Raw genomic sequence first — 19373 nt, forward strand, 5'->3', positions numbered from 1 at the left:
TTTTCTACATCAGTACATATGGGTGAATATCAATAGATACAATAAGCCCATTTGATTTTCCTTGTTTTGCATAATGCTCAAGCACCTGCTTCAACACGGTGCCAAGCTTTGGTTCACGTTTGTATTTTATCAAACATTGCCACCGATATCTATTGTTGATCCGTGAGATCGGTGAAGCGACAGGGCCAAGCACAACCGCCGCTGGAGAGAGCTCCGGCTTAATATTGGCGGCGATTTTGCCGGCCTCGCTTGATGCGGTGATCGCTTCTTCATGGCTGACTGTAATAAGCGCAAGAAAATAAAATGGAGGATAGCCTCCCGCTTTTCTCACTTGCATCTCCTGCTCGTAAAACGCCTCGTAATGCTGATCAGCGGCAAGCTGAATGCTGTAATGCTCCGGCGTATAGGTTTGAATCACCACTTCACCCGGCAATGTATGCCGGCCGGCCCGTCCGCTTACTTGCGTTAAAAGCTGAAATGTTTTTTCTGATGCACGAAAATCCGGCAAATGCAGCATCGTATCCGCGCTTAAAACACCGACGAGCGTAATATCCGGAAAATCAAGCCCTTTGGCAATCATCTGCGTGCCGAGCAATATATCAGCTTCCTTGTCAGCAAAGCGTCTCAGCAGCCGTTCATGGGCTCCTTTTGTACCGGTTGTATCTACATCCATTCGAATAATCCGCGCTTCCGGCAGCAGTTTTAAAAGCTCTTCTTCTACTTTTTGTGTACCTGTGCCAAAATGGCGGATATGTTCACTGCCGCATTCCGGGCATACGTCCGGCGACAGCTCCTCATGGCCGCAATAATGGCATTTCAGCTGATGGCGGTGACGGTGATACGTCATTGACACATCACAGTTGGGACATTCCGGCACGAATCCGCAGTCACGGCACATAATAAAAGAAGAATATCCACGCTTATTTAAAAACAGGACAGTTTGTTCTCCTTTTTGAAGGCGGTCTTTTATTTTTTCAAATAAGTTTCTAGAGAACATAGACCGGTTTCCTTCCCGCAGCTCTTCACGCATATCGACAATATCGACGGAAGGCAGCGGGCGGTCATTGACACGTTCGGACAGCGCCAACAGCTTGTAAACCCCTTTTTTTGCCCGGGCAAAGGATTCCAAAGAAGGAGTTGCACTTCCTAAAATAACCGGACATTGATAGTAACCGGACCGCCAAATAGCCACATCACGCGCATGGTAACGGGGATTTTCTTCCTGCTTATAGCTTGTTTCATGCTCTTCATCAATAATGATTAGCCCGATGTTTTCGAACGGGGCAAAAACAGCGGAGCGGGCGCCCACAACCACTTTTACTTCCTTGCGGCTGATTTTCCGCCATTCGTCATATTTCTCACCCGTAGACAGTCCGCTGTGAAGCACCGCCACGTCATCGCCAAACCGCTGTTTAAACCTGTCCGTCATTTGGGGCGTCAATGAAATTTCTGGAACGAGCACAATCGCTTCCTGTCCTTTTTGAATGACTTCGCTGATGGATTGCAGATAAATTTCTGTTTTCCCGCTTCCGGTTACACCATGAAGCAGAAAGGTTTCTGCTTTGTTTTCTTTTATATTCTCAATAACAGGCTCAATCGCCGCTCTTTGAGTGGGTGTCAAGTCAAGCGGCTGATCTGGTTTAAATGTCCGGCCGGCTAAAGGGTCACGGTATGTTTCTTCCTGCTTCTCTAAAAGCAGCCCTTTTTCGATGAGTGCTTTTGCAACAGCAGATGAAATACCTGTTTCCTTGAGCGAGATCCATTTTCCTTCTGTTCCTTGAAAAAGCTGGAGAGCCTCCGATTGTTTTATGGCATTTTTCGGCATAGATTGAAGGGTTCGGGCCAGCTCTTCCTCAGATAGCGGACATTGAACCATACGAATCGTCTTTTTTCGCCCTTTGCTTTTCACAGAATAAATTACATCGAGCGACCCTTTTTTTACTTCCTTGCGTATTTGGGCAAGCGCACCTGCCTCGGACGCTTCTTCCCATGTAATTTCTTCACGGTCTCCAAAAAGGGAATGGGCTTCCCTGCTCAGCGCGCTGTGACCGGTTATGCGGATATGCTTTGCATACTTGGCTTTCATCGCAGCCGGAAGCATTGCCTGCAGCGCTGAAATTTTAAAGCATAACGATTCGGCTGTCAGCCAGTCGGCGAGTGAAAGCAATTCTTTATTTAATACCGGAACAAGATCCATTGGTTCTACAATCGGCTTTAGCTTACGGCTTTCCGGCTCTTCTTTTACATCCAGCACAAACCCCTGCACATGGCGCGGGCCAAATGGGACGATCACCCGCATACCCGGCTGAATCATCCCTTCCCATCTGGAAGGAATTTCGTAGTCAAACGGGCGATCCGTCTGGCGGACCGCGACGTCCACGACGACAGAAGCGATATTCATTTTTCCTCACCCATCCGCCCGGCTGCTTCCTGCAGAATACGGAATGCTGCTTCTTTTTTGGTCATTTTCTCAAAGTCCTGGTGTGTGCCGTCACGGTGGAAGATCGAGATAATATTCGTATCACCGCCGAAGCCGGCTCCCTCCTGCTTGACATTGTTTGCCACAATCATATCTGTGTTTTTTGATTCAAGCTTCCTCTTTGCGTACGTCTCTACATCATTTGTTTCAGCCGCAAAGCCAATTAAAAATTGGTGTTCTTTTTGTTCGCCAAGTGTTTTTAAAATATCCTTCGTCCGCTCAAGCTCAATTGTAAGCGCACCGTCCTGCTTTTTCATTTTATTGTCAAATACAAAAGCAGGGCGGTAGTCTGCAACAGCAGCCGTTTTCACAACAATATCCGCATCAGGATAAACGCACATCACTTCCTGAAACATTTCTTCTGCACTTTCTACCTGTCGGATGGTTACACCACCAGGAGGCTTGATCGCTACAGGTCCTGAAATTAACGTAACATCTGCCCCAAGTTCCCGTGCTGCTTCTGCCACTGCATATCCCATTTTGCCTGTTGATTTATTGGTGAAAAAGCGCACTGGATCGATCGCTTCACGTGTTGGCCCTGCTGTTACGACAACTCGTTTTCCTTGAAGAATCTTTTGTTCGTCTTTAGCGAAAAATTGAGCGGCAAGTTCTGCAATCTTCTCAGGCTCTTCCATCCTCCCTTTCCCTGTATATCCGCAGGCAAGATAGCCTTCACCGGGTTCGATAAACCGGCAGCCGAACGACCGCAGTGTTTCCATGTTTTTTTGTACAGCAGGGTGCGCATACATATTTACATTCATGGCGGGTGCAATCCACCTTGGCGCTGTACCGGCCAGGAGAACAGTTGATACCATGTCGTCTGCCAGCCCGTGAGCCATTTTGGCAATGATATTTGCGGTTGCCGGTGCCACAATCATAAGGTCTGCCCAGTCTGCAATATCAATATGAGCAATTTTAGCGGGATCTTTTTCATCGAATGTATCGGTATATACCGGTTCACCAGACAGCGCCTGAAAAGTGACCGGCGCTACGAACTTCTGGGCGGATTCGGTCATGACTACTTTCACATGAGCACCCGCCTGTTTCAGCTTGCTCGTTAGTGCCGCCGCTTTGTAAACTGCTATGCCGCCGCTGACGCAAAGCAAAATGTTTTTTCCGTTCATTCCCTTTTCCTCCGTTCCAGTCAACTCTTTATGCCAATATGATAGCATACAAAAAGAAAAGGCCGGTATTCGCCGCCCTTTTCCGCTTTCCTTATTTACACTTCGTCTGAATACGTTTTGTTCTCGTCTTTCTTTTTCATGACAAGCTCATCCGCATAAATCTCTTCAAGCGCTTTTCCGACAAACTTGTGCGACCGATACGCTCCAAGCGCGCCTTTTCCTTTGTTTTCCTGCATTGAACGGGCGCGCTTTGCAGCTACGCTGACCAATGAATATTTAGAATCGATTTTTGTTAGTAAGTTATCAATAGATGGATATAGCATTATTGTTCCCCTTCCAGTTCAAGCATAATTTGGTAGCGATGCTGTACACGCTCACGCCGGCAGTGCTCTGCTTCAACGATAGACTGAATGCGCGAGCATGCCCGCTCTACTTCATCATTTTCAACGACGTAGTCATACAAGTCCATCATATCAATTTCTTTGCGTGCCTGCTCCATACGGCCCCGGATCACTTCATCCGTCTCCGTGCCGCGGCCGACAATCCGGCTGTGCAGCTCCGAAAGACTCGGCGGCGCTAAGAAAATAAACAGTCCTTCCGGAAACTTTTCACGTACCTGTCTTGCACCCTCTACTTCAATTTCAAGGAAAATATCCTTCCCTGCGTCGAGCGTTTCCCGAACGTAATCAACCGGCGTTCCATAATAGTTGCCGACAAATTCTGCGTATTCAAGCAGTTTCCCTTCCTTGATCAGCTGCTCAAATTCCTCGCGGGATTTAAAAAAGTAATCAACGCCGTTCACTTCTCCTTCGCGCGGTTTGCGCGTTGTCATAGAAATGGAATACTCGAACTTTACATCTTTTCTTGAAAAAATCGCTTTACGCACCGTTCCTTTGCCCACACCGGACGGTCCGGACAATACGATCAGCAAACCTTTTTCTTTCACTTACTTCACAATCCTTCCTCAGCATCCTCATCTTTTAGCGCCGCACGATTTGCCACCGTTTCCGGCTGAACAGCAGACAAAATAACATGATGGCTGTCTGTTAAAATGACCGCACGTGTCCGGCGGCCAAATGTGGCATCGACGAGATTTCCTTTTTCACGCGACTCTTGAACGAGCCGCTTCATCGGTGCCGACTCCGGGCTGACAATCGCTACAATCCGCTCTGCCGAGACAACACTGCCAAATCCAATATTGATTAATTGCATCAATCTTGATCCCCTTTGTCACGTTTCGTCCGTTTTTGCACACTCGAATTATTATATCATAAATGTTGCTTTTCCTGCTCGATAAATGCAAGAACCTCTTCTTTTTCTTCAAAGGGGGTTGAAAGCCGGAGCTCAGTTTTCATTTTTTCTGTTTCCAATAAAAAGTTTTCCTGCTTTAGTTTTTCCAGTTGCACTTGTTCTTTAATCATTTTGTATTGCAATTTCATTTGGCTTCTTTTATAAGATGTAAAAATGGCAGCAAGAGGGATTGAAAAAATCATAACTACTGCGACCAGCTCTGTCATAATATGCCCCTTTTCTGTATAAGTTTGTCAAAACGAGTATACAGCAGTTTGAACGGTTACAAAAGAAATGTCCTCAAATTTACGAAAGACCCCATCCCATGGTAAGATGAATAAATATGTTCGTTCAAAAAGGGAGTATGAATCATGGCATTCGATGGACTATTTACAAAAGCAATGGTAGAAGAATTAAAGGAAGCCTTGACAGGCGGCCGAGTCAACAAAATTCACCAGCCATTTAAAAACGAAACCATTATGATCATTCGGGCGAGAGGCAAAAATAACCGCCTGCTTTTATCTGCCCATCCGTCTTATGCACGGGTACAGCTGACGGAAACCGTTCAGGAAAATCCATCTGAGCCGCCGCTTTTCTGTGTAATGCTGCGCAAGCATTTAGACGGTGCTATTTTAGAAGACATCCGCCAGTTTGGCCTTGACCGGACCATTTGTTTTGAATTTAAAGGAAAAAATGAAATCGGAGATATTTCCTACAAGCAGTTGTACGTGGAAATTATGGGCCGTCACAGCAATATTCTTCTTGTTGACAAGGAAAAAGGAACGATCATTGACAGCATCAAGCATGTTCCCTCTTCTATGAACAGCTACCGGACCATTCTGCCCGGAGCAGCATACGTAGAACCGCCTGCACAAAACAAGCAAAATCCGCTGGCTGCTGATAAGGAAACCATTCAGCGTGCTGTAGATTTTAATGCAGGGAAAATTGCCAAACAGCTCGTGTCAGCGTTTGAAGGCTTTTCTCCGCTTATCAGCAATGAAATTGTCGCCCGCGCCGGCCTTGCTAACCGTGAAACAGTGCCAGCTGCGTTTCTTGACGTGATAGATCCTATAAAAAAAGCTGCGTATTCCCCTGTGATGATTGAAAACGGCGACAAATCATTTTTCTATATGATGGATCTTTCCCACCTAAAGGGAGAGCGTACATTCTTTGAAACGGCTTCTTCGCTCTTAGACCGGTACTATTTCGGTAAAGCGGAGCGTGACCGTGTACGCCAGCAGGCAAACGACCTCGAGCGTTTGATCGGAAATGAGCTGCAGAAAAACCGCACCAAAATCGGTAAGCTGGAGCGCACTCTTCAGGAAGCGGAAAATGCCGGTGAGTATCAGCGCATGGGCGAGCTGTTAACAGCCCATTTATATGCAGTGAAAAAAGGCATGACAGAAATTGACGTTGTAAATTATTATGATGAAAACGGAGCAACAGTGACGATCCAGCTTGATCCGCAAAAAAGTCCGGCTGACAATGCACAAAAGTACTTTTCACGTTATCAAAAAGCAAAACATGCGATTGTAGCGGTGCAGGAGCAGATCGAAAAAACAAATGAGGAAATTCAATATTTTGAAGCCCTCCTTCAGCAGCTTGAATCAGCTTCTCCACGGGATATTGAAGAAATTCGCGAGGAGCTCGCTGAAGAAGGCTACTTAAAAGCACGGCATATCAAGAAGAAAAAGAAAGTGGACAAGCCGGTCATTGAAGAATATATGGCCACAGACGGAACGCTTATTTACGCGGGTAAAAACAACCGCCAAAATGATTATTTAACGAATAAAGCAGCACGCCGGGATGATATCTGGCTTCATACAAAAGACATTCCGGGATCGCATATTGTGATTCGTTCAGACGATCCGTCGGAGGAAACGATTTTAGAAGCTGCCATGATTGCTGCCTACTACAGCAAAGCAAAAGACTCTTCTTCTGTTCCAGTTGACTACACAAAAGTACGCCACGTAAAAAAGCCGTCCGGTGCAAAACCCGGATTTGTGATTTACGATAATCAGCATACGGTGTATGTTACCCCGGATGAAGGGAAAGTCATGAAAATGAGAAAGTGAGCGCACCCGCTCACTTTCTTTTTATGTGTCGATCTAAAATCGTTTGACGACGGTTCCATCTTCCTCTATAAAGTCCCGTCGGCGTACCGCCATTTTTTACAATGGTTTTAAAAGACCCGATATTGTCTTTGTCGCAAACAACCAAAACCCGCTCGATACCGAGGTCTCTTGCTTTTTGAAGTGACAGTCCAAGCAAGGAAGCCGCCATAGCCCTTTCGTTCAGAAGGCCGGATACCGTAACCGACGTGCCCGCTGCTGTTTCGCAAAAAAGGTGTTAAAGCATGGTGGATGTTGATAACGCCAAGGACTCGCTTCCTTTAATCAATCAGCCAGTAGGTGAATCAGGCACCCATCCGGCTGGAATACGGATGCCCTTTTCATTGTCCCGCAGAAACTGAAGCATTTCTTCAAAACGGGATGGATCCCGTTCAATCACCGACGGTATCATCTTTTCACCGCTTGCTTCCCATTCTTCATAAAACGAGCGGTATTCTTCTTTTAAATGAGAAGAGGGATTTATTAATTTTATCTTGTATTCTGCCACATCGATTCCTTCCGCCGATAAAATTGACACGATTATATCATATTTTTCCAAACAAAAAAGCGGCCGTGATCAATCACGGCCGCCTGGAAATTAGTTGATGCCCCATGCATCGGGCGCCTGTTTCCATTTTTTCAGCGTTTCGATATCTTCTGTTTTTACGTAGTTCTTTTCAGCAGCAACTTCAATCAGTGCATCATAATCACTTAGCGCAACAGCTTTTAATTCTGCTTCCGCCAGGCGTGCATCTCCTTTTGGCAGTCCATATGTAAAGATGGCTGCTACGCCTAAAACGTCACATCCTGCTGCACGGAGCGCCTCTGCTGCTGTGATCGCGCTGCCGCCTGTTGAAATCAAATCTTCAATGACGACTACTTTTGAGCCGGGCTCCGCTTTTCCTTCAATCTGGTTGCCTTTGCCATGCTCTTTTGCTTTTGAGCGCACATAGCACATTGGCAAATTCAATACATCTGAAACCCAGGCAGCATGCGGAATGCCTGCTGTTGCAGTGCCGGCAATGATTTCTGCTTCCGGATATTCTTTTTGGATCAGTTCTGCCAGTCCAGCAGCGATCTTTTGGCGCGTTTTCGGATACGATAATGTTAAGCGATTATCGCAGTAAATGGGTGATTTCATGCCGGATGACCATGTAAACGGATCATTTGGCTGTAAAAAAACCGCACGGATTTCGAGTAATTCTTCTGCAATTTGCTTTTTCATTTTATGCTTGTCCTCCCCAGAGTGCTTTCACATGTTGATAGGCTGCAACCGGGTCGGCTGCTTTTGTAATCGGGCGCCCTACTACAATCATCGTTGAACCGATTTTACGCGCTTCAGCCGGATCCGCAATACGCTTTTGATCATCTGCCTCCCCGTCTTTTAGGCGAATGCCAGGTGTTACTTTGTAGAATGCTTCCCCGCACGCTTCGCGAATAGCCGCTGCTTCTAAAACAGAGCAAACCACTCCATCACAGCCGGCTTCCTGCGCTTTTTGAGCATAATGGCGGACGGACTCCCCGAGCGGAACCTTGATTAATTGATCCTGCTGCATCGCTTCTTCCGATGTCGAAGTCAGCTGCGTAACCGCAAGCAGCACAGGCCGGCTGCCTTTAGCACCTGCATCCAGGCCTTCGCGGGCACGCTTCATCATTTCAACTCCGCCGGCTGCATGGACATTAATCATATCGACCCCAAGCGCCGCCAGGCCTTTCATGGCTTGTCCTACTGTGTTAGGAATATCATGAAGTTTTAAATCGAGAAAAATACGGTGATTCATTTGTTTCAGCTGTTCAATAATGAACGGCCCATTTTGCAAGTAAAGCTCCATCCCTACTTTTACGTAAAGCTGCTCTCCGCGAAAGGGCACAAGAAATTGCTCGGTTTCCTGCCAAGTCGGGAAATCGAGTGCAATAATCGGTTCTTTTTCCATTATTTCCAGCTCCGTCCTTTTAATTCACTAATATGATCTATATTATGGGCTTCCAAGTACTGATCCAGCTCGGCAATTAATTCCGGGCAGACAAATGGATTTACAAAGTTTGCTGTGCCAACTGCCACGGCATCTGCACCCGCTAAGAAAAACTCAATCACATCTTCAACGCTTGAAATACCACCCATGCCAATGATTGGCAGATTCGTCTGCTGGCTTACTTCATACACCATGCGGATCGCTACCGGTTTTACGGCTGGACCTGACAAACCGCCTGTCCGGTTCGATAAAATCGGCCGTCCTGTTTTCAAGTCGATACGCATGCCAATCAATGTGTTGATCATTGTAATGCCGTCTGCGCCGCCGTCTTCTACCGCCTTTGCCATCTCGACAATATTGGTGACATTAGGCGACAGCTTTACATATACAGGCACCTCAGACACTTCTTTTACTCGTTTCGTTAACTCTTTTGCTGTTTCTGGTATGGTTCCAAAAGCAATTCCGCCTGTTTTAACATTCGGGCAGGAAATATTGAGTTCCAATGCATGAACGTTGTCCACTTTAGAAATCTCTTTGGCTACTTGAACGTAATCCTCTGTTTGCGAGCCGGCTACATTGGCAATAATCGGCACGTCAAACTGTTTAAGCCACTCGAGTTCATTGGCGATTACTTTTTCCAACCCGGGGTTTTGAAGCCCGATCGCATTCAGCATACCGCCCGGTGTTTCTGCGACACGAGGTGTTGCATTTCCATAACGCGGTGCTTCTGTTGTTGCTTTGATCATGATGGCTCCAAGCGTGCTTAAATCAAACAGCTGGCTGAATTCGCGGCCAAACCCGAAGCAGCCGGATGCCGGCATAACCGGATTTTTAAGTGACAAACCTGGAAGATCTAGTGCTAATCGGCTCATAACGCCACCTCCCCGGCTTTAAATACTGGACCGTCGCTGCAGATTTTCAAGTACGCCGTTCCCGTTTCATCCGCTGCCGGATGACATACGCAGGCAAAGCAGGCACCAATTCCGCAGCCCATCCGCTCCTCAAGAGAAATAAAACCGCGCGGCGCGGCATGAAGCTTTTCAACCGCTTTTAACATAACTGTTGGACCGCAGGAGTAAAATACGTCTCCCCGCAGTCCATGTTTGTTTACAATATCCGTTACAAATCCCTGTTCACCAAGTGAGCCGTCTACTGTTGCGACATATGTTTCACCCAGCTCGGCAAACTGTTCTGTATAAAATGCAGCTTCCTTGTTTTGAAAGCCAAGAACATGAATGGTCTTTACGCCTTTTTCATTTAAGCGGCGTGATAGTTCGTAAAGCGGTGGAACACCGATGCCGCCGCCGATTAACAGAGCAGTTTCTCCAGAAGCTGCTGCTTCAACCGGGAAACCGTGGCCAAGTGGACCGAGAACGTCCACCTGGTCACCGGATTGCTTGCGGGAAAGCGCAGTGGTTCCTGCACCTTCCGCCCGGTAAATCATCGTAAATTCCTGCTTATCGTGTTCAACGCGCGCAATGCTGATTGGGCGGCGAAGAAGGGGCATCATTTCTTCGCTCGCTTTTAAATGGACAAATTTGCCCGGCTGGTCGATTTGGTCAACCAGCGCCCCTTTTAATGTCATTTCAAAAATATTTTCAGCGATTTCCGATTGGGAAACAACCGTCATCAGCTCTTTTTGAATCATGAATGGACCGCCTCCAATGCCGGTTTTGGCATTGCTTCTGCATTAAAGATCATTGATTCAAGCACTTCTAAAATCGCGGTTGCTGTATCAAGTGACGTCAAGCATGGAATACCGTTTTCTACTGATTCACGACGGATACGGAAGCCGTCACGCGCCGGCTGCTTGCCTTTTGTAAGAGTATTGATAATAAACTGCGCTTCGCCTCCGCGAATTACATCCAGCATATCTGGACCTTTCGCGCCGATTTTGGCCACGGTTTGTACTGGTACGCCTGTTTCGCTGATCATCTTGGCTGTGCCATGTGTAGCCAGCAGCTGGAAGCCAATATTGTGGAAGCGTTTCGCGATTGCCAGCGCTTCTTCTTTATCTTTATCAGCAACTGTCAGGAGAACAGCTCCTTTAGTTGGAATCTTCATACCGGATGCCACAAGCCCTTTGTAAAGTGCTTTTTCAACCGTTGCATCTTTCCCCATTACTTCACCCGTTGATTTCATTTCAGGGCCAAGCGTTGTGTCTACACGGCGAAGTTTCGCGAATGAGAACACAGGAACTTTTACGTAAACACCTGATTTTTCTGGAACAAGGCCTGATTCGTAGCCCATGTCTTTTAATGACTGTCCCATGATCGCTTTTGTTGCAAGGTTCGCCATCGGTACATTCGTAATTTTGCTCAAGAATGGCACCGTCCGGCTTGAACGAGGGTTTACCTCGATTACAAATACCTCACCTTTTGAAATAACATATTGAATGTTGAGCAGGCCGATAATGTTTAAGCCTTTGGCAAGCTTTGTTGTATACTCGATAATTTTTTCTTTTTGATCATCTGTCAGCTTTTGTGGCGGATATACGGCAATCGAGTCACCAGAATGGACACCTGCACGCTCGATGTGCTCCATAATTCCTGGAATGACTACATCTGTGCCGTCAGAGATCGCATCTACTTCAATTTCTTTACCCGTTAGGTAACGGTCAATCAAAACTGGATGCTCTGGGTTGACTTTTACAGCATTTTGCATGTATTGAAGCAATTCTGCTTCTTTATAAACAATTTCCATTGCACGGCCGCCGAGCACGTATGACGGACGAACAAGAACTGGATAACCGATACTGTTGGCAATCTCAACGGCTGCATCTACTGAGAAAGCTGTTCTGCCAAGCGGCTGCGGGACATCAAGCTCCTGCAGAGCCTGCTCGAACTTATCACGGTTTTCTGCACGGTCTACATCTTCAAGGCTTGTGCCGAGAATTTTGACACCGTGTTCTACTAGCTGGCCGGCTAAGTTAATTGCCGTTTGTCCGCCGAACTGTACAACAACACCTTCTGGTTTTTCCAGATCGATAATGTGCATGACATCTTCGATTGTTAACGGCTCGAAGTAAAGCTTGTCGGAGATACTAAAGTCTGTTGAAACCGTCTCAGGGTTGTTGTTAATAATAATCGCTTCATAACCTGCTTCTTTCAGCGCCCATACAGAGTGTACCGTTGCGTAGTCAAACTCAACACCCTGTCCGATACGGATTGGACCAGAGCCAAGTACCACAACGGACTTGCGGTCTGTTACAATTGATTCGTTTTCTTCTTCATATGTGCCATAGTAGTATGGTGTTTCTGATTCAAATTCTGCCGCACATGTATCAACGGTTTTGAAAACAGGGACAATGCCGTTTTCTTTACGCCAGTCGTACACTTCTTTTTCGGAAACGCCCCATGCTTTTGCAATGGTTTTATCGGCAAATCCAAGCTGTTTCGCCCGTTTCACAACCTCATGGTTAAATGGATTGCTTTCGACTTCTTTTTCGTATTTGACGATGTTTTCAAACTTCTTCAGGAAGAACAGGTCAATTTGGCTCCACTCATGAATTGTTTGAATTGTGATGCCGCGGCGAAGTGCTTCACCCAGATAGAACAAGCGCTCGTCTCCTGCTTTACGAATCCGTTTTTCAAGAAACGCGTCGTCTTTATCAGCCAGCTCGTCGAGCGACAGATGGTATACGCCGCTTTCCAGTGAGCGGACTGCTTTCAGCATTGACTCTTCAAATGTACGGCCAATTGCCATAACCTCGCCTGTTGCTTTCATTTGCGTACCTAATGTACGGTTTGCGTTCTCAAATTTATCAAACGGCCAGCGCGGGATCTTAGAAACAACATAGTCCAGAGCCGGCTCAAAGCAAGCGTACGTTTTGCCCGTAACCGGGTTCATCATTTCATCCAGTGTTAAGCCGACAGCAATTTTTGCTGCCAATTTTGCAATCGGGTAGCCCGTTGCTTTTGATGCAAGCGCAGATGAACGGCTTACACGCGGGTTTACTTCAATGATGTAATATTGGAAGCTGTATGGGTCAAGTGCAAGCTGAACGTTACAGCCGCCTTCAATTCCAAGCGCGCGAATAATTTTTAAAGACGTGTTGCGGAGCATTTGATATTCACGGTCTGTCAACGTCTGGCTCGGCGCTACAACAATCGAATCTCCTGTATGAACTCCAACCGGGTCAATGTTTTCCATGTTACAAACAACGATCGCATTGTCATTTGAATCGCGCATCACTTCATATTCGATTTCTTTGAAGCCGGCAATGCTTTTTTCTAAAAGACACTGTGTAACCGGGCTTTGTTTCAAGCCGTTTGTTACAGTTTCAACCAGTTCTTCTTCATTTTCGCAAATTCCGCCGCCTGTACCGCCAAGTGTATAAGCAGGGCGTACGATAACTGGATAGCCAATTTGCTCAACAAAGGCATACGCTTCATCTAAAGTGTGGATAATTTCACTTTCCGGCACCGGCTCGTTTAATTCATTCATTAATGAACGGAACAAGTCGCGGTCTTCCGCCTGCTCAATCGCTGAAAGCTTCGTACCAAGAACTTTTACGTTGTACTCATCTAGCACGCCGGCATTGGAAAGCTCGACTGCCATATTCAACCCTGTCTGGCCGCCAAGCGTTGGCAAAATCGCGTCCGGACGTTCTTTTTGAATAATGCGGCGGACAAATTCAAGCGTGATCGGTTCAATGTAAACTGCATCCGCAATTTCCGTATCCGTCATAATCGTTGCCGGGTTTGAGTTTACGAGAATAACCCGGTATCCTTCTTCTTTTAAAGCGAGACATGCTTGTGTCCCTGCATAATCAAATTCTGCCGCCTGGCCAATTACAATCGGGCCGGAGCCAATCACAAGTATACTTTGGATGTCTGTACGTTTAGGCATGTTGTGTCTCCTTTGCAGCGTTTGTTTTCATTAAGTCAACAAAGCGGTCAAATAAAATATTGTCATCTTCTGGTCCTGGTGAAGCTTCTGGGTGATATTGCACAGTGAAAGCAGGGTACTTCTTATGAGCCAGCCCTTCAACTGTTCCATCATTAAGTGCAACATGTGTTACCTTCAAATCCGTATTCGCAATTGATTCTTCGCTTACAGCAAACCCGTGGTTTTGAGAAGTGATCGCTGTACGTCCTGTTTCAAGATCCTTAACCGGATGATTCGAACCGCGGTGGCCGAATTTCAGCTTGAATGTATCGGCACCGGAAGCAAGAGCAAACAGCTGGTGGCCAAGGCAGATACCGAAAATCGGCACCTGACCGATAAGCTCACGAATCGTTTCGATGGCATGCGGCACATCTTTCGGGTTGCCCGGTCCGTTCGTCAGCATGATACCATCTGGTTTAAACTGCATAATTTCTTTTGCTGTTGTATCATGCGGCACGACCGTTACATCGCAGTTACGGTTGTTTAATTCACGTAAAATCCCATGCTTCATACCAAAGTCGATTACGACAACCCGGAAACCGCGTCCCGGACTTGGATAAGCGGACTTTGTAGAAACCTGTGCAACCTGATCGTTTGACAGTACTGTTGCCTGAAGGCGTGGAATCACATCCTCAGGATTTACATCCGCAGAAACAATTGCTCCTTTAAGGGCACCGTGCTGGCGGATAATTCGCGTTAATTTGCGTGTATCAATACCGGAAATAGCCGGAATATCTTTCATTTTTAAATATTCATCGATTGAAAATTCAGTTCTGAAGTTTGAAGGAAAATCTGCTGCTTCCTTCACAACGAGAGCTTTTACAGCCGGCTGAATTGTTTCAAAGTCGTCACGGTTAATACCGTAGTTGCCAATAAGTGGATAAGTGAATGTGACAATTTGTCCGCAGTAAGATGGGTCGGACAAGGTTTCCTGGTAACCTGTCATACCTGTTGTAAAAACCACTTCGCCCGTTACGTCTTTTTCACTGCCGAATCCTTCACCAGCAAATACTGTGCCATCTTCTAAAATAAGCTGTTTTTTCATTCGTTGATCGTTCCTTCCTGCCATACAAGATTTCCTTCAAAAAACGTTGCCGCCGGCCACCCTGAAAGTACGCGGCCTGCAAATGGTGTGTTTTTACCTTTTGATAAAAACGTCTTTGGATCTACTTCTTTTTCGCCAGCAAGATCAATAATGGTAAGATCAGCGCTGGCACCTTCTTCGAGGCGGCCATACGGCAGATTAAAGACCTCAGCCGGTTTCACCGTCATCCAGTCTACAAGCTGCTTCAATGTAATCACACCTTTTTGCACTAGCTCGGTGTACAGAAGCGGAAAAGCTGTTTCGAATCCTGTAATGCCGAATGGTGCTTTGAGAATGCCTGCTGCTTTTTCTTCTGCTGTATGCGGTGCATGGTCTGTTGCGATAAAATCAAGCGTTCCGTCAAGCAGCCCTTCAATAAGAGCCTTTCTATCTTCCGCCCCGCGAAGCGGCGGGTTCATTTTAAAGTTAGGATCCTGTCCGGGGATATCCATATCCGTGAGTACAAGATGGTGCGGTGATACTTCGCCAGTTACCCGAATGCCCGCTCTTTTTGCATCGCGAATCGTACGGACCGATTCTTTTGTGCTGACGTGGCAGACATGGTAGTGACAGCCTGTATTTTCTGCAAGCAACACGTCTCTTGCAATTTGAACGGCTTCGCAAATGGATGGAATGCCCGGCACGCCTTCACGTTTAGCATATTCACCGTCATGAACAGCGCCCCCATAAATTAAGCTGTTGTCTTCACAATGTGCTACAACTGCCATATCAAGAGCAGCTGCCTGCTTCATTGCAGCATGCATCATGCCTGCCTCTTGAATGCCGACTCCGTCATCTGTAAAAGCAAATGCCTGGTTTTCCTTGAGTGCTTTAAAGTCAACAAGCTCTTTGCCTGCCTGGCGGATTGTAATAGATGCATACGGCAGCACACGAATTTGTGCATTTTCCTCAATAAGTGTATTCACTTTTTGAAGATTTGCTTCTGTATCTGGTACCGGCCGGGTATTTGGCATAGCCGCGATCGTTGTAAATCCGCCTTTAGCGGCCGCTTTCGTTCCAGTTTCAATTGTTTCTTTGTGCTCGCCGCCTGGCTCACGCAGGTGCACGTGCAGATCAATCAGGCCAGGTGCAATGAGCTTGCCGCCCGCATCGATTGTTTCTTCGCCGTTTTCTGCGAGGCCAGCGCCGATTTCAGTAATTTTCCCATCTTGAATGCGGACATCTGCTCCGGTTAATTCACCGTTTTCTGTTAAGACTTGTCCATTTTTAATTAACCAGTTCATTTGCCAATCTCCCCTCAAGCACTTCTTTTAAGACCGCCATGCGGACATATACACCGTTTTCCATTTGTTTAAAGATGCGCGACCGTTCGCATTCAACTAAGCTGTCGGCAATTTCTGCATCCCGGTTTACCGGAGCCGGGTGCATAATAATGCTCCCCGGCTTCATCCGGCTCTCCCGTTCCTCTGTTAAACCGTAACGGATATGATATTCTTCTTTTGTCATCGACGAAGCGACCTGATGCCGTTCGTGCTGGATACGCAGCAGCATTAAAGCGTCCACCTGCTCAACTAATTCGTCGATTTCAACGAACCCTCCTGACTGGAGGAAATCCTCTTCAAACCATTCAGGAGGACCTGAAAATTTCACATCTGCACCAAGTCGTCTCAGTGCCTCTGCGTTGGAGCGGGCTACCCGGCTGTGCCGGATATCGCCGACAATGCCGATTTTCAAGCCCTCGAACGTGCCAAACTCCTGCTGAATGGTTAGAAGGTCAAGCAGGCATTGGGTTGGGTGCTGGCCGCATCCGTCTCCTGCGTTAATGACCGGAATATCGATATGGCCAACCAGTTCGTCGTAGTAAGCATCTGCTTCGTGACGGACCACCACTGCGTTAACGCCAATGGCTTCGAGTGTGCGAACTGTGTCGTATAATGTTTCTCCTTTTAAAACACTTGAACTCCCAACATCAAACGGGATCACATCCAAGCCGAGTTTTCTCTCTGCCATTTCAAAACTTGTTTTTGTCCGCGTGCTTGCTTCAAAAAACAAATTCGCGACATATTGTTTTTCATGCGGTGTCCAAACTTCGCCTTCCGCAAATTTCTGCGCCTGCATTAATATTAACAAAATTTCATCTTTATGCAAATCCCTAATTGAAACTAAATTTCTCAGCATCGATTTTTACCTCCGTTTTCATAAAAAAAACACCCTGGTTTCAGGGTGTTTTTTCGTTTTACAGCATAACGAAGCTGTTCTGCGCATAGGCGCAGACCGATTTCACCCTTAAATGCCTCTCGTGCATTTTTAAAAGGTTGTCAATGTTCATCCAGCCTCACAGGGCTATTACTAAACATTCATTCTTTATTCATAAATACTTATACGATCTTCTTCATCCACTTCTTCAAGTGTGACCACAATCCGCTCAGTTTTCGCTGATGGAATGTTTTTCCCGATATAGTCGGCCCGGATTGGCAGTTCACGGTGCCCTCTGTCAATAAGTGCCGCCATTTGAATGTGGGAAGGGCGTCCAATGTCCATGATGGCATCCATTGCAGCCCGGACAGTGCGGCCCGTATACAAAACATCATCTACAAGAATCACCGTTTTGCCGTTTAAATCAACCGGTATGTCGGATCCTTTTACTTCAGGATCATCGTTTTTTGTTTTTACTGTTAAATCGTCCCGATACAGCGTAATATCAAGCTCTCCGACAGGGATGCGCTGTCCTTCAATTTGAAAAATGCGCTCGGCAAGCCGCTGTGCCAGGTAAATGCCCCGTGTTTTAATGCCAATAAGCACACAATCTTCAATGCCTTTATTTCTTTCGATAATTTCGTGTGCGATTCTTGTTAATGCCCGGCGAATCGCCTGCTGATCAAGTACAACCGCTTTTTCCATGAAAAAAGCCTCCTCACCCGGTTGTGGGCGAGAAGGCATAATGGTTCCTTGAAAATGGCATACTCATACCATTTCATATCCGATTCCTTCCCAGCCTCACGGGACTGTTCTTAAAGGTTCTTATTCAACTGAGTTCATTGTATCGATAAATTCGACAAAAGTCAAATCTTTTTCCGTAAGTCATCAACTAAATCTGTAAACTCTTTAGGTGCCGGTGCTTCAAACTCCATATATTCATTCGTACGCGGGTGAACAAAGCCCAATACGCCTGCATGAAGTGCCTGGCCGTCAATGTCAAGTGTTTTTCGCGGTCCGTATTTTGGATCTCCGGCAAGCGGGAAACCGATATACTTCATATGAACACGGATTTGGTGGGTACGCCCTGTTTCGAGCTCACATTCCACCAGCGTAAAGTCCCGGAAACGCTCAAGCACCTGAAAATGCGTCACAGCTACTTTACCGTGATCTACAATGCCCATTTTTTGCCGGTCTTTCGTATCCCGGCCGATCGGGGCATCGATAGTGCCATAATCATGAGAAATAATACCGTGCACGATCGCCTGGTACTTACGTGTCACCGACTTTTCGACAAGCTGATTCACTAATTTTTCATGTGCCATATCATTTTTAGCGACCATGAGAAGACCAGATGTATCTTTGTCAATCCGGTGGACAATACCCGGACGCATCACACCGTTTATACCGGATAAGTCTTTACAATGGTACATTAAACCATTCACAAGCGTTCCCGTCGTATGCCCGGGGGCCGGATGCACAACCATGCCGCGCGGCTTGTTGACCACAATGACGTCTTCATCCTCGTAGTAAATGTCCAGCTTCAGATCTTCTGCTTCAATATTCAGTTCTTCAGGGTCTGGAATGTCAATGGTCACTTCGTCTCCTGCTGCCGCTTTGTAGTTCGCTTTGACCGGCTGACCATTAACTAGAACGCGCCCTTCCTTAAGCCACTCCTGCACCTGCGAACGGGAATACTGCTCCTCTTGAGCTGCGGCGAGTTTATCAATCCGGCTCCCGTTTTCTTCTTCACTTACTGTAAACTGTAATGATTTCATATTATGCCTTCTTTCCTTTTCGATCTTCTATTAGCATGGCAGCAAACAGCAAAATAACACCGATCGTTAACGCCGCATCGGCAATATTAAAAATGGGAAACCGGTAGCCGAAAATAAACGTCTGCACAAAATCAACCACTTCCCCGCGGAACAGCCGGTCAATAAAATTGCCTAATGCTCCCCCGAGTAAAACAGCTAGGGAGATTTTCATTAAAGGTTTTCCCTTTGCTTCTTTTTGCATAAAGTAAATGATGCCAACCACTACAATAGCTGTAATCAGATAAAACAGCCAAAATTGACCTTCAAGCATTCCCCATGCTGCTCCCCTGTTTCGGTGCGAAGTAATATGGAACAAATTGTCCATAACCGGCACACTTTCCCCTATTTCCATTGATTTCACAATAAGCCACTTTGTCCATTGGTCAAGCAGAATGATGAGCAGCGACAATACGTAGTAATACATATTTTACCTCCAACGCTGAAAAGA

At 46.5% G+C, this 19373-nt stretch carries 18 protein-coding genes and 1 pseudogene; 1 reads left to right on the forward strand and 18 read right to left on the reverse strand.

The genetic code is table 11. The features are described 5' to 3' along the window. Window positions 1-4 precede the first annotated feature (4 nt). The 6 genes from priA to L2D08_RS02185 all read right to left on the reverse strand — a co-directional run bounded on the left by priA (window position 5) and on the right by L2D08_RS02185 (window position 5120). The gene (gene priA / locus L2D08_RS02160) at window positions 5-2401 is read right to left on the reverse strand and encodes a primosomal protein N' (RefSeq protein ID WP_242232095.1); all 2397 of its coding nucleotides are present in this window, start codon (window positions 2399-2401) and stop codon (window positions 5-7) included. Beyond that, complete coding sequence (gene coaBC, locus L2D08_RS02165) at window positions 2398-3603, reverse strand: bifunctional phosphopantothenoylcysteine decarboxylase/phosphopantothenate--cysteine ligase CoaBC (RefSeq protein WP_242232096.1); 1206 nt, start codon at window positions 3601-3603, stop codon at window positions 2398-2400. Before coaBC ends, priA begins: the two co-directional genes overlap by 4 nt. A 95-nt stretch (window positions 3604-3698) precedes the next feature. Further along, a complete protein-coding gene (gene rpoZ / locus L2D08_RS02170; protein ID WP_242232097.1) occupies window positions 3699-3926 on the reverse strand; it encodes a DNA-directed RNA polymerase subunit omega in 228 nt (75 codons plus the stop codon). Continuing rightward, the gene (gmk, locus tag L2D08_RS02175) at window positions 3926-4549 is read right to left on the reverse strand and encodes a guanylate kinase (protein ID WP_242232098.1); all 624 of its coding nucleotides are present in this window, start codon (window positions 4547-4549) and stop codon (window positions 3926-3928) included. The genes rpoZ and gmk overlap by 1 nt, the downstream gene beginning before the upstream one ends. Window positions 4550-4554: 5 nt before the next feature. After that, complete coding sequence (gene remA / locus L2D08_RS02180; RefSeq protein ID WP_050181503.1) at window positions 4555-4815, reverse strand: extracellular matrix/biofilm regulator RemA; 261 nt, start codon at window positions 4813-4815, stop codon at window positions 4555-4557. A gap of 56 nt (window positions 4816-4871) precedes the next feature. Continuing rightward, entirely contained in the window at window positions 4872-5120 is a 249-nt protein-coding gene (locus tag L2D08_RS02185) for a hypothetical protein (protein WP_242232099.1), read from the reverse strand. A 144-nt stretch (window positions 5121-5264) separates the two neighbouring features. On the opposite strand from L2D08_RS02185, the gene L2D08_RS02190 reads away from it, so the two are divergent. Beyond that, complete coding sequence (locus L2D08_RS02190; RefSeq protein ID WP_242232100.1) at window positions 5265-6968, forward strand: Rqc2 family fibronectin-binding protein; 1704 nt, start codon at window positions 5265-5267, stop codon at window positions 6966-6968. A 33-nt stretch (window positions 6969-7001) separates the two neighbouring features. Here L2D08_RS02190 and L2D08_RS02195 read toward each other — a convergent pair. The 12 genes and pseudogenes from L2D08_RS02195 to lspA form a co-directional block, all read right to left on the reverse strand. Further along, window positions 7002-7416 (reverse strand): annotated as a pseudogene (locus L2D08_RS02195) (GNAT family N-acetyltransferase). Window positions 7417-7602: 186 nt separating this feature from the next. Continuing rightward, window positions 7603-8229 (reverse strand): orotate phosphoribosyltransferase, encoded by a 627-nt coding sequence (pyrE, locus tag L2D08_RS02200; protein WP_242232101.1) that lies wholly within the window; start codon window positions 8227-8229, stop codon window positions 7603-7605. Window position 8230: 1 nt separating this feature from the next. Beyond that, window positions 8231-8938: an orotidine-5'-phosphate decarboxylase gene (pyrF, locus tag L2D08_RS02205; protein ID WP_242232102.1), complete on the reverse strand. Its 708-nt coding sequence runs from the start codon at window positions 8936-8938 to the stop codon at window positions 8231-8233. Continuing rightward, window positions 8938-9849, reverse strand: a complete 912-nt coding sequence (locus L2D08_RS02210) for a dihydroorotate dehydrogenase (RefSeq protein ID WP_242232103.1) — start codon at window positions 9847-9849, stop codon at window positions 8938-8940. The genes pyrF and L2D08_RS02210 overlap by 1 nt, the downstream gene beginning before the upstream one ends. Further along, complete coding sequence (locus L2D08_RS02215) at window positions 9846-10625, reverse strand: dihydroorotate dehydrogenase electron transfer subunit (protein ID WP_242232104.1); 780 nt, start codon at window positions 10623-10625, stop codon at window positions 9846-9848. Before L2D08_RS02215 ends, L2D08_RS02210 begins: the two co-directional genes overlap by 4 nt. Continuing rightward, window positions 10622-13828 (reverse strand): carbamoyl-phosphate synthase large subunit, encoded by a 3207-nt coding sequence (carB, locus tag L2D08_RS02220; protein WP_242232105.1) that lies wholly within the window; start codon window positions 13826-13828, stop codon window positions 10622-10624. The genes L2D08_RS02215 and carB overlap by 4 nt, the downstream gene beginning before the upstream one ends. Beyond that, window positions 13821-14912, reverse strand: a complete 1092-nt coding sequence (locus tag L2D08_RS02225; RefSeq protein ID WP_242232106.1) for a carbamoyl phosphate synthase small subunit — start codon at window positions 14910-14912, stop codon at window positions 13821-13823. Before L2D08_RS02225 ends, carB begins: the two co-directional genes overlap by 8 nt. Then, window positions 14909-16195, reverse strand: coding sequence for a dihydroorotase (locus L2D08_RS02230; RefSeq protein WP_242232107.1), 1287 nt, complete (start codon window positions 16193-16195; stop codon window positions 14909-14911). Before L2D08_RS02230 ends, L2D08_RS02225 begins: the two co-directional genes overlap by 4 nt. Beyond that, the gene (locus L2D08_RS02235; protein WP_242232454.1) at window positions 16179-17087 is read right to left on the reverse strand and encodes an aspartate carbamoyltransferase catalytic subunit; all 909 of its coding nucleotides are present in this window, start codon (window positions 17085-17087) and stop codon (window positions 16179-16181) included. Before L2D08_RS02235 ends, L2D08_RS02230 begins: the two co-directional genes overlap by 17 nt. Window positions 17088-17276: 189 nt before the next feature. After that, a complete protein-coding gene (pyrR, locus tag L2D08_RS02240; protein WP_242232108.1) occupies window positions 17277-17813 on the reverse strand; it encodes a bifunctional pyr operon transcriptional regulator/uracil phosphoribosyltransferase PyrR in 537 nt (178 codons plus the stop codon). A 161-nt stretch (window positions 17814-17974) separates the two neighbouring features. Further along, on the reverse strand, window positions 17975-18886 hold the full coding sequence (locus L2D08_RS02245) for an RluA family pseudouridine synthase (protein ID WP_242232109.1): 912 nt from the start codon (window positions 18884-18886) through the stop codon (window positions 17975-17977). A 1-nt stretch (window position 18887) separates the two neighbouring features. Next, window positions 18888-19349 (reverse strand): signal peptidase II, encoded by a 462-nt coding sequence (lspA, locus tag L2D08_RS02250; protein WP_242232110.1) that lies wholly within the window; start codon window positions 19347-19349, stop codon window positions 18888-18890. Between the last annotated feature and the right edge of the window lie 24 nt (window positions 19350-19373).

It is taken from the genome of Domibacillus sp. PGB-M46 (assembly GCF_022668875.1).
GTDB lineage: Bacteria > Bacillota > Bacilli > Bacillales > Domibacillaceae > Domibacillus.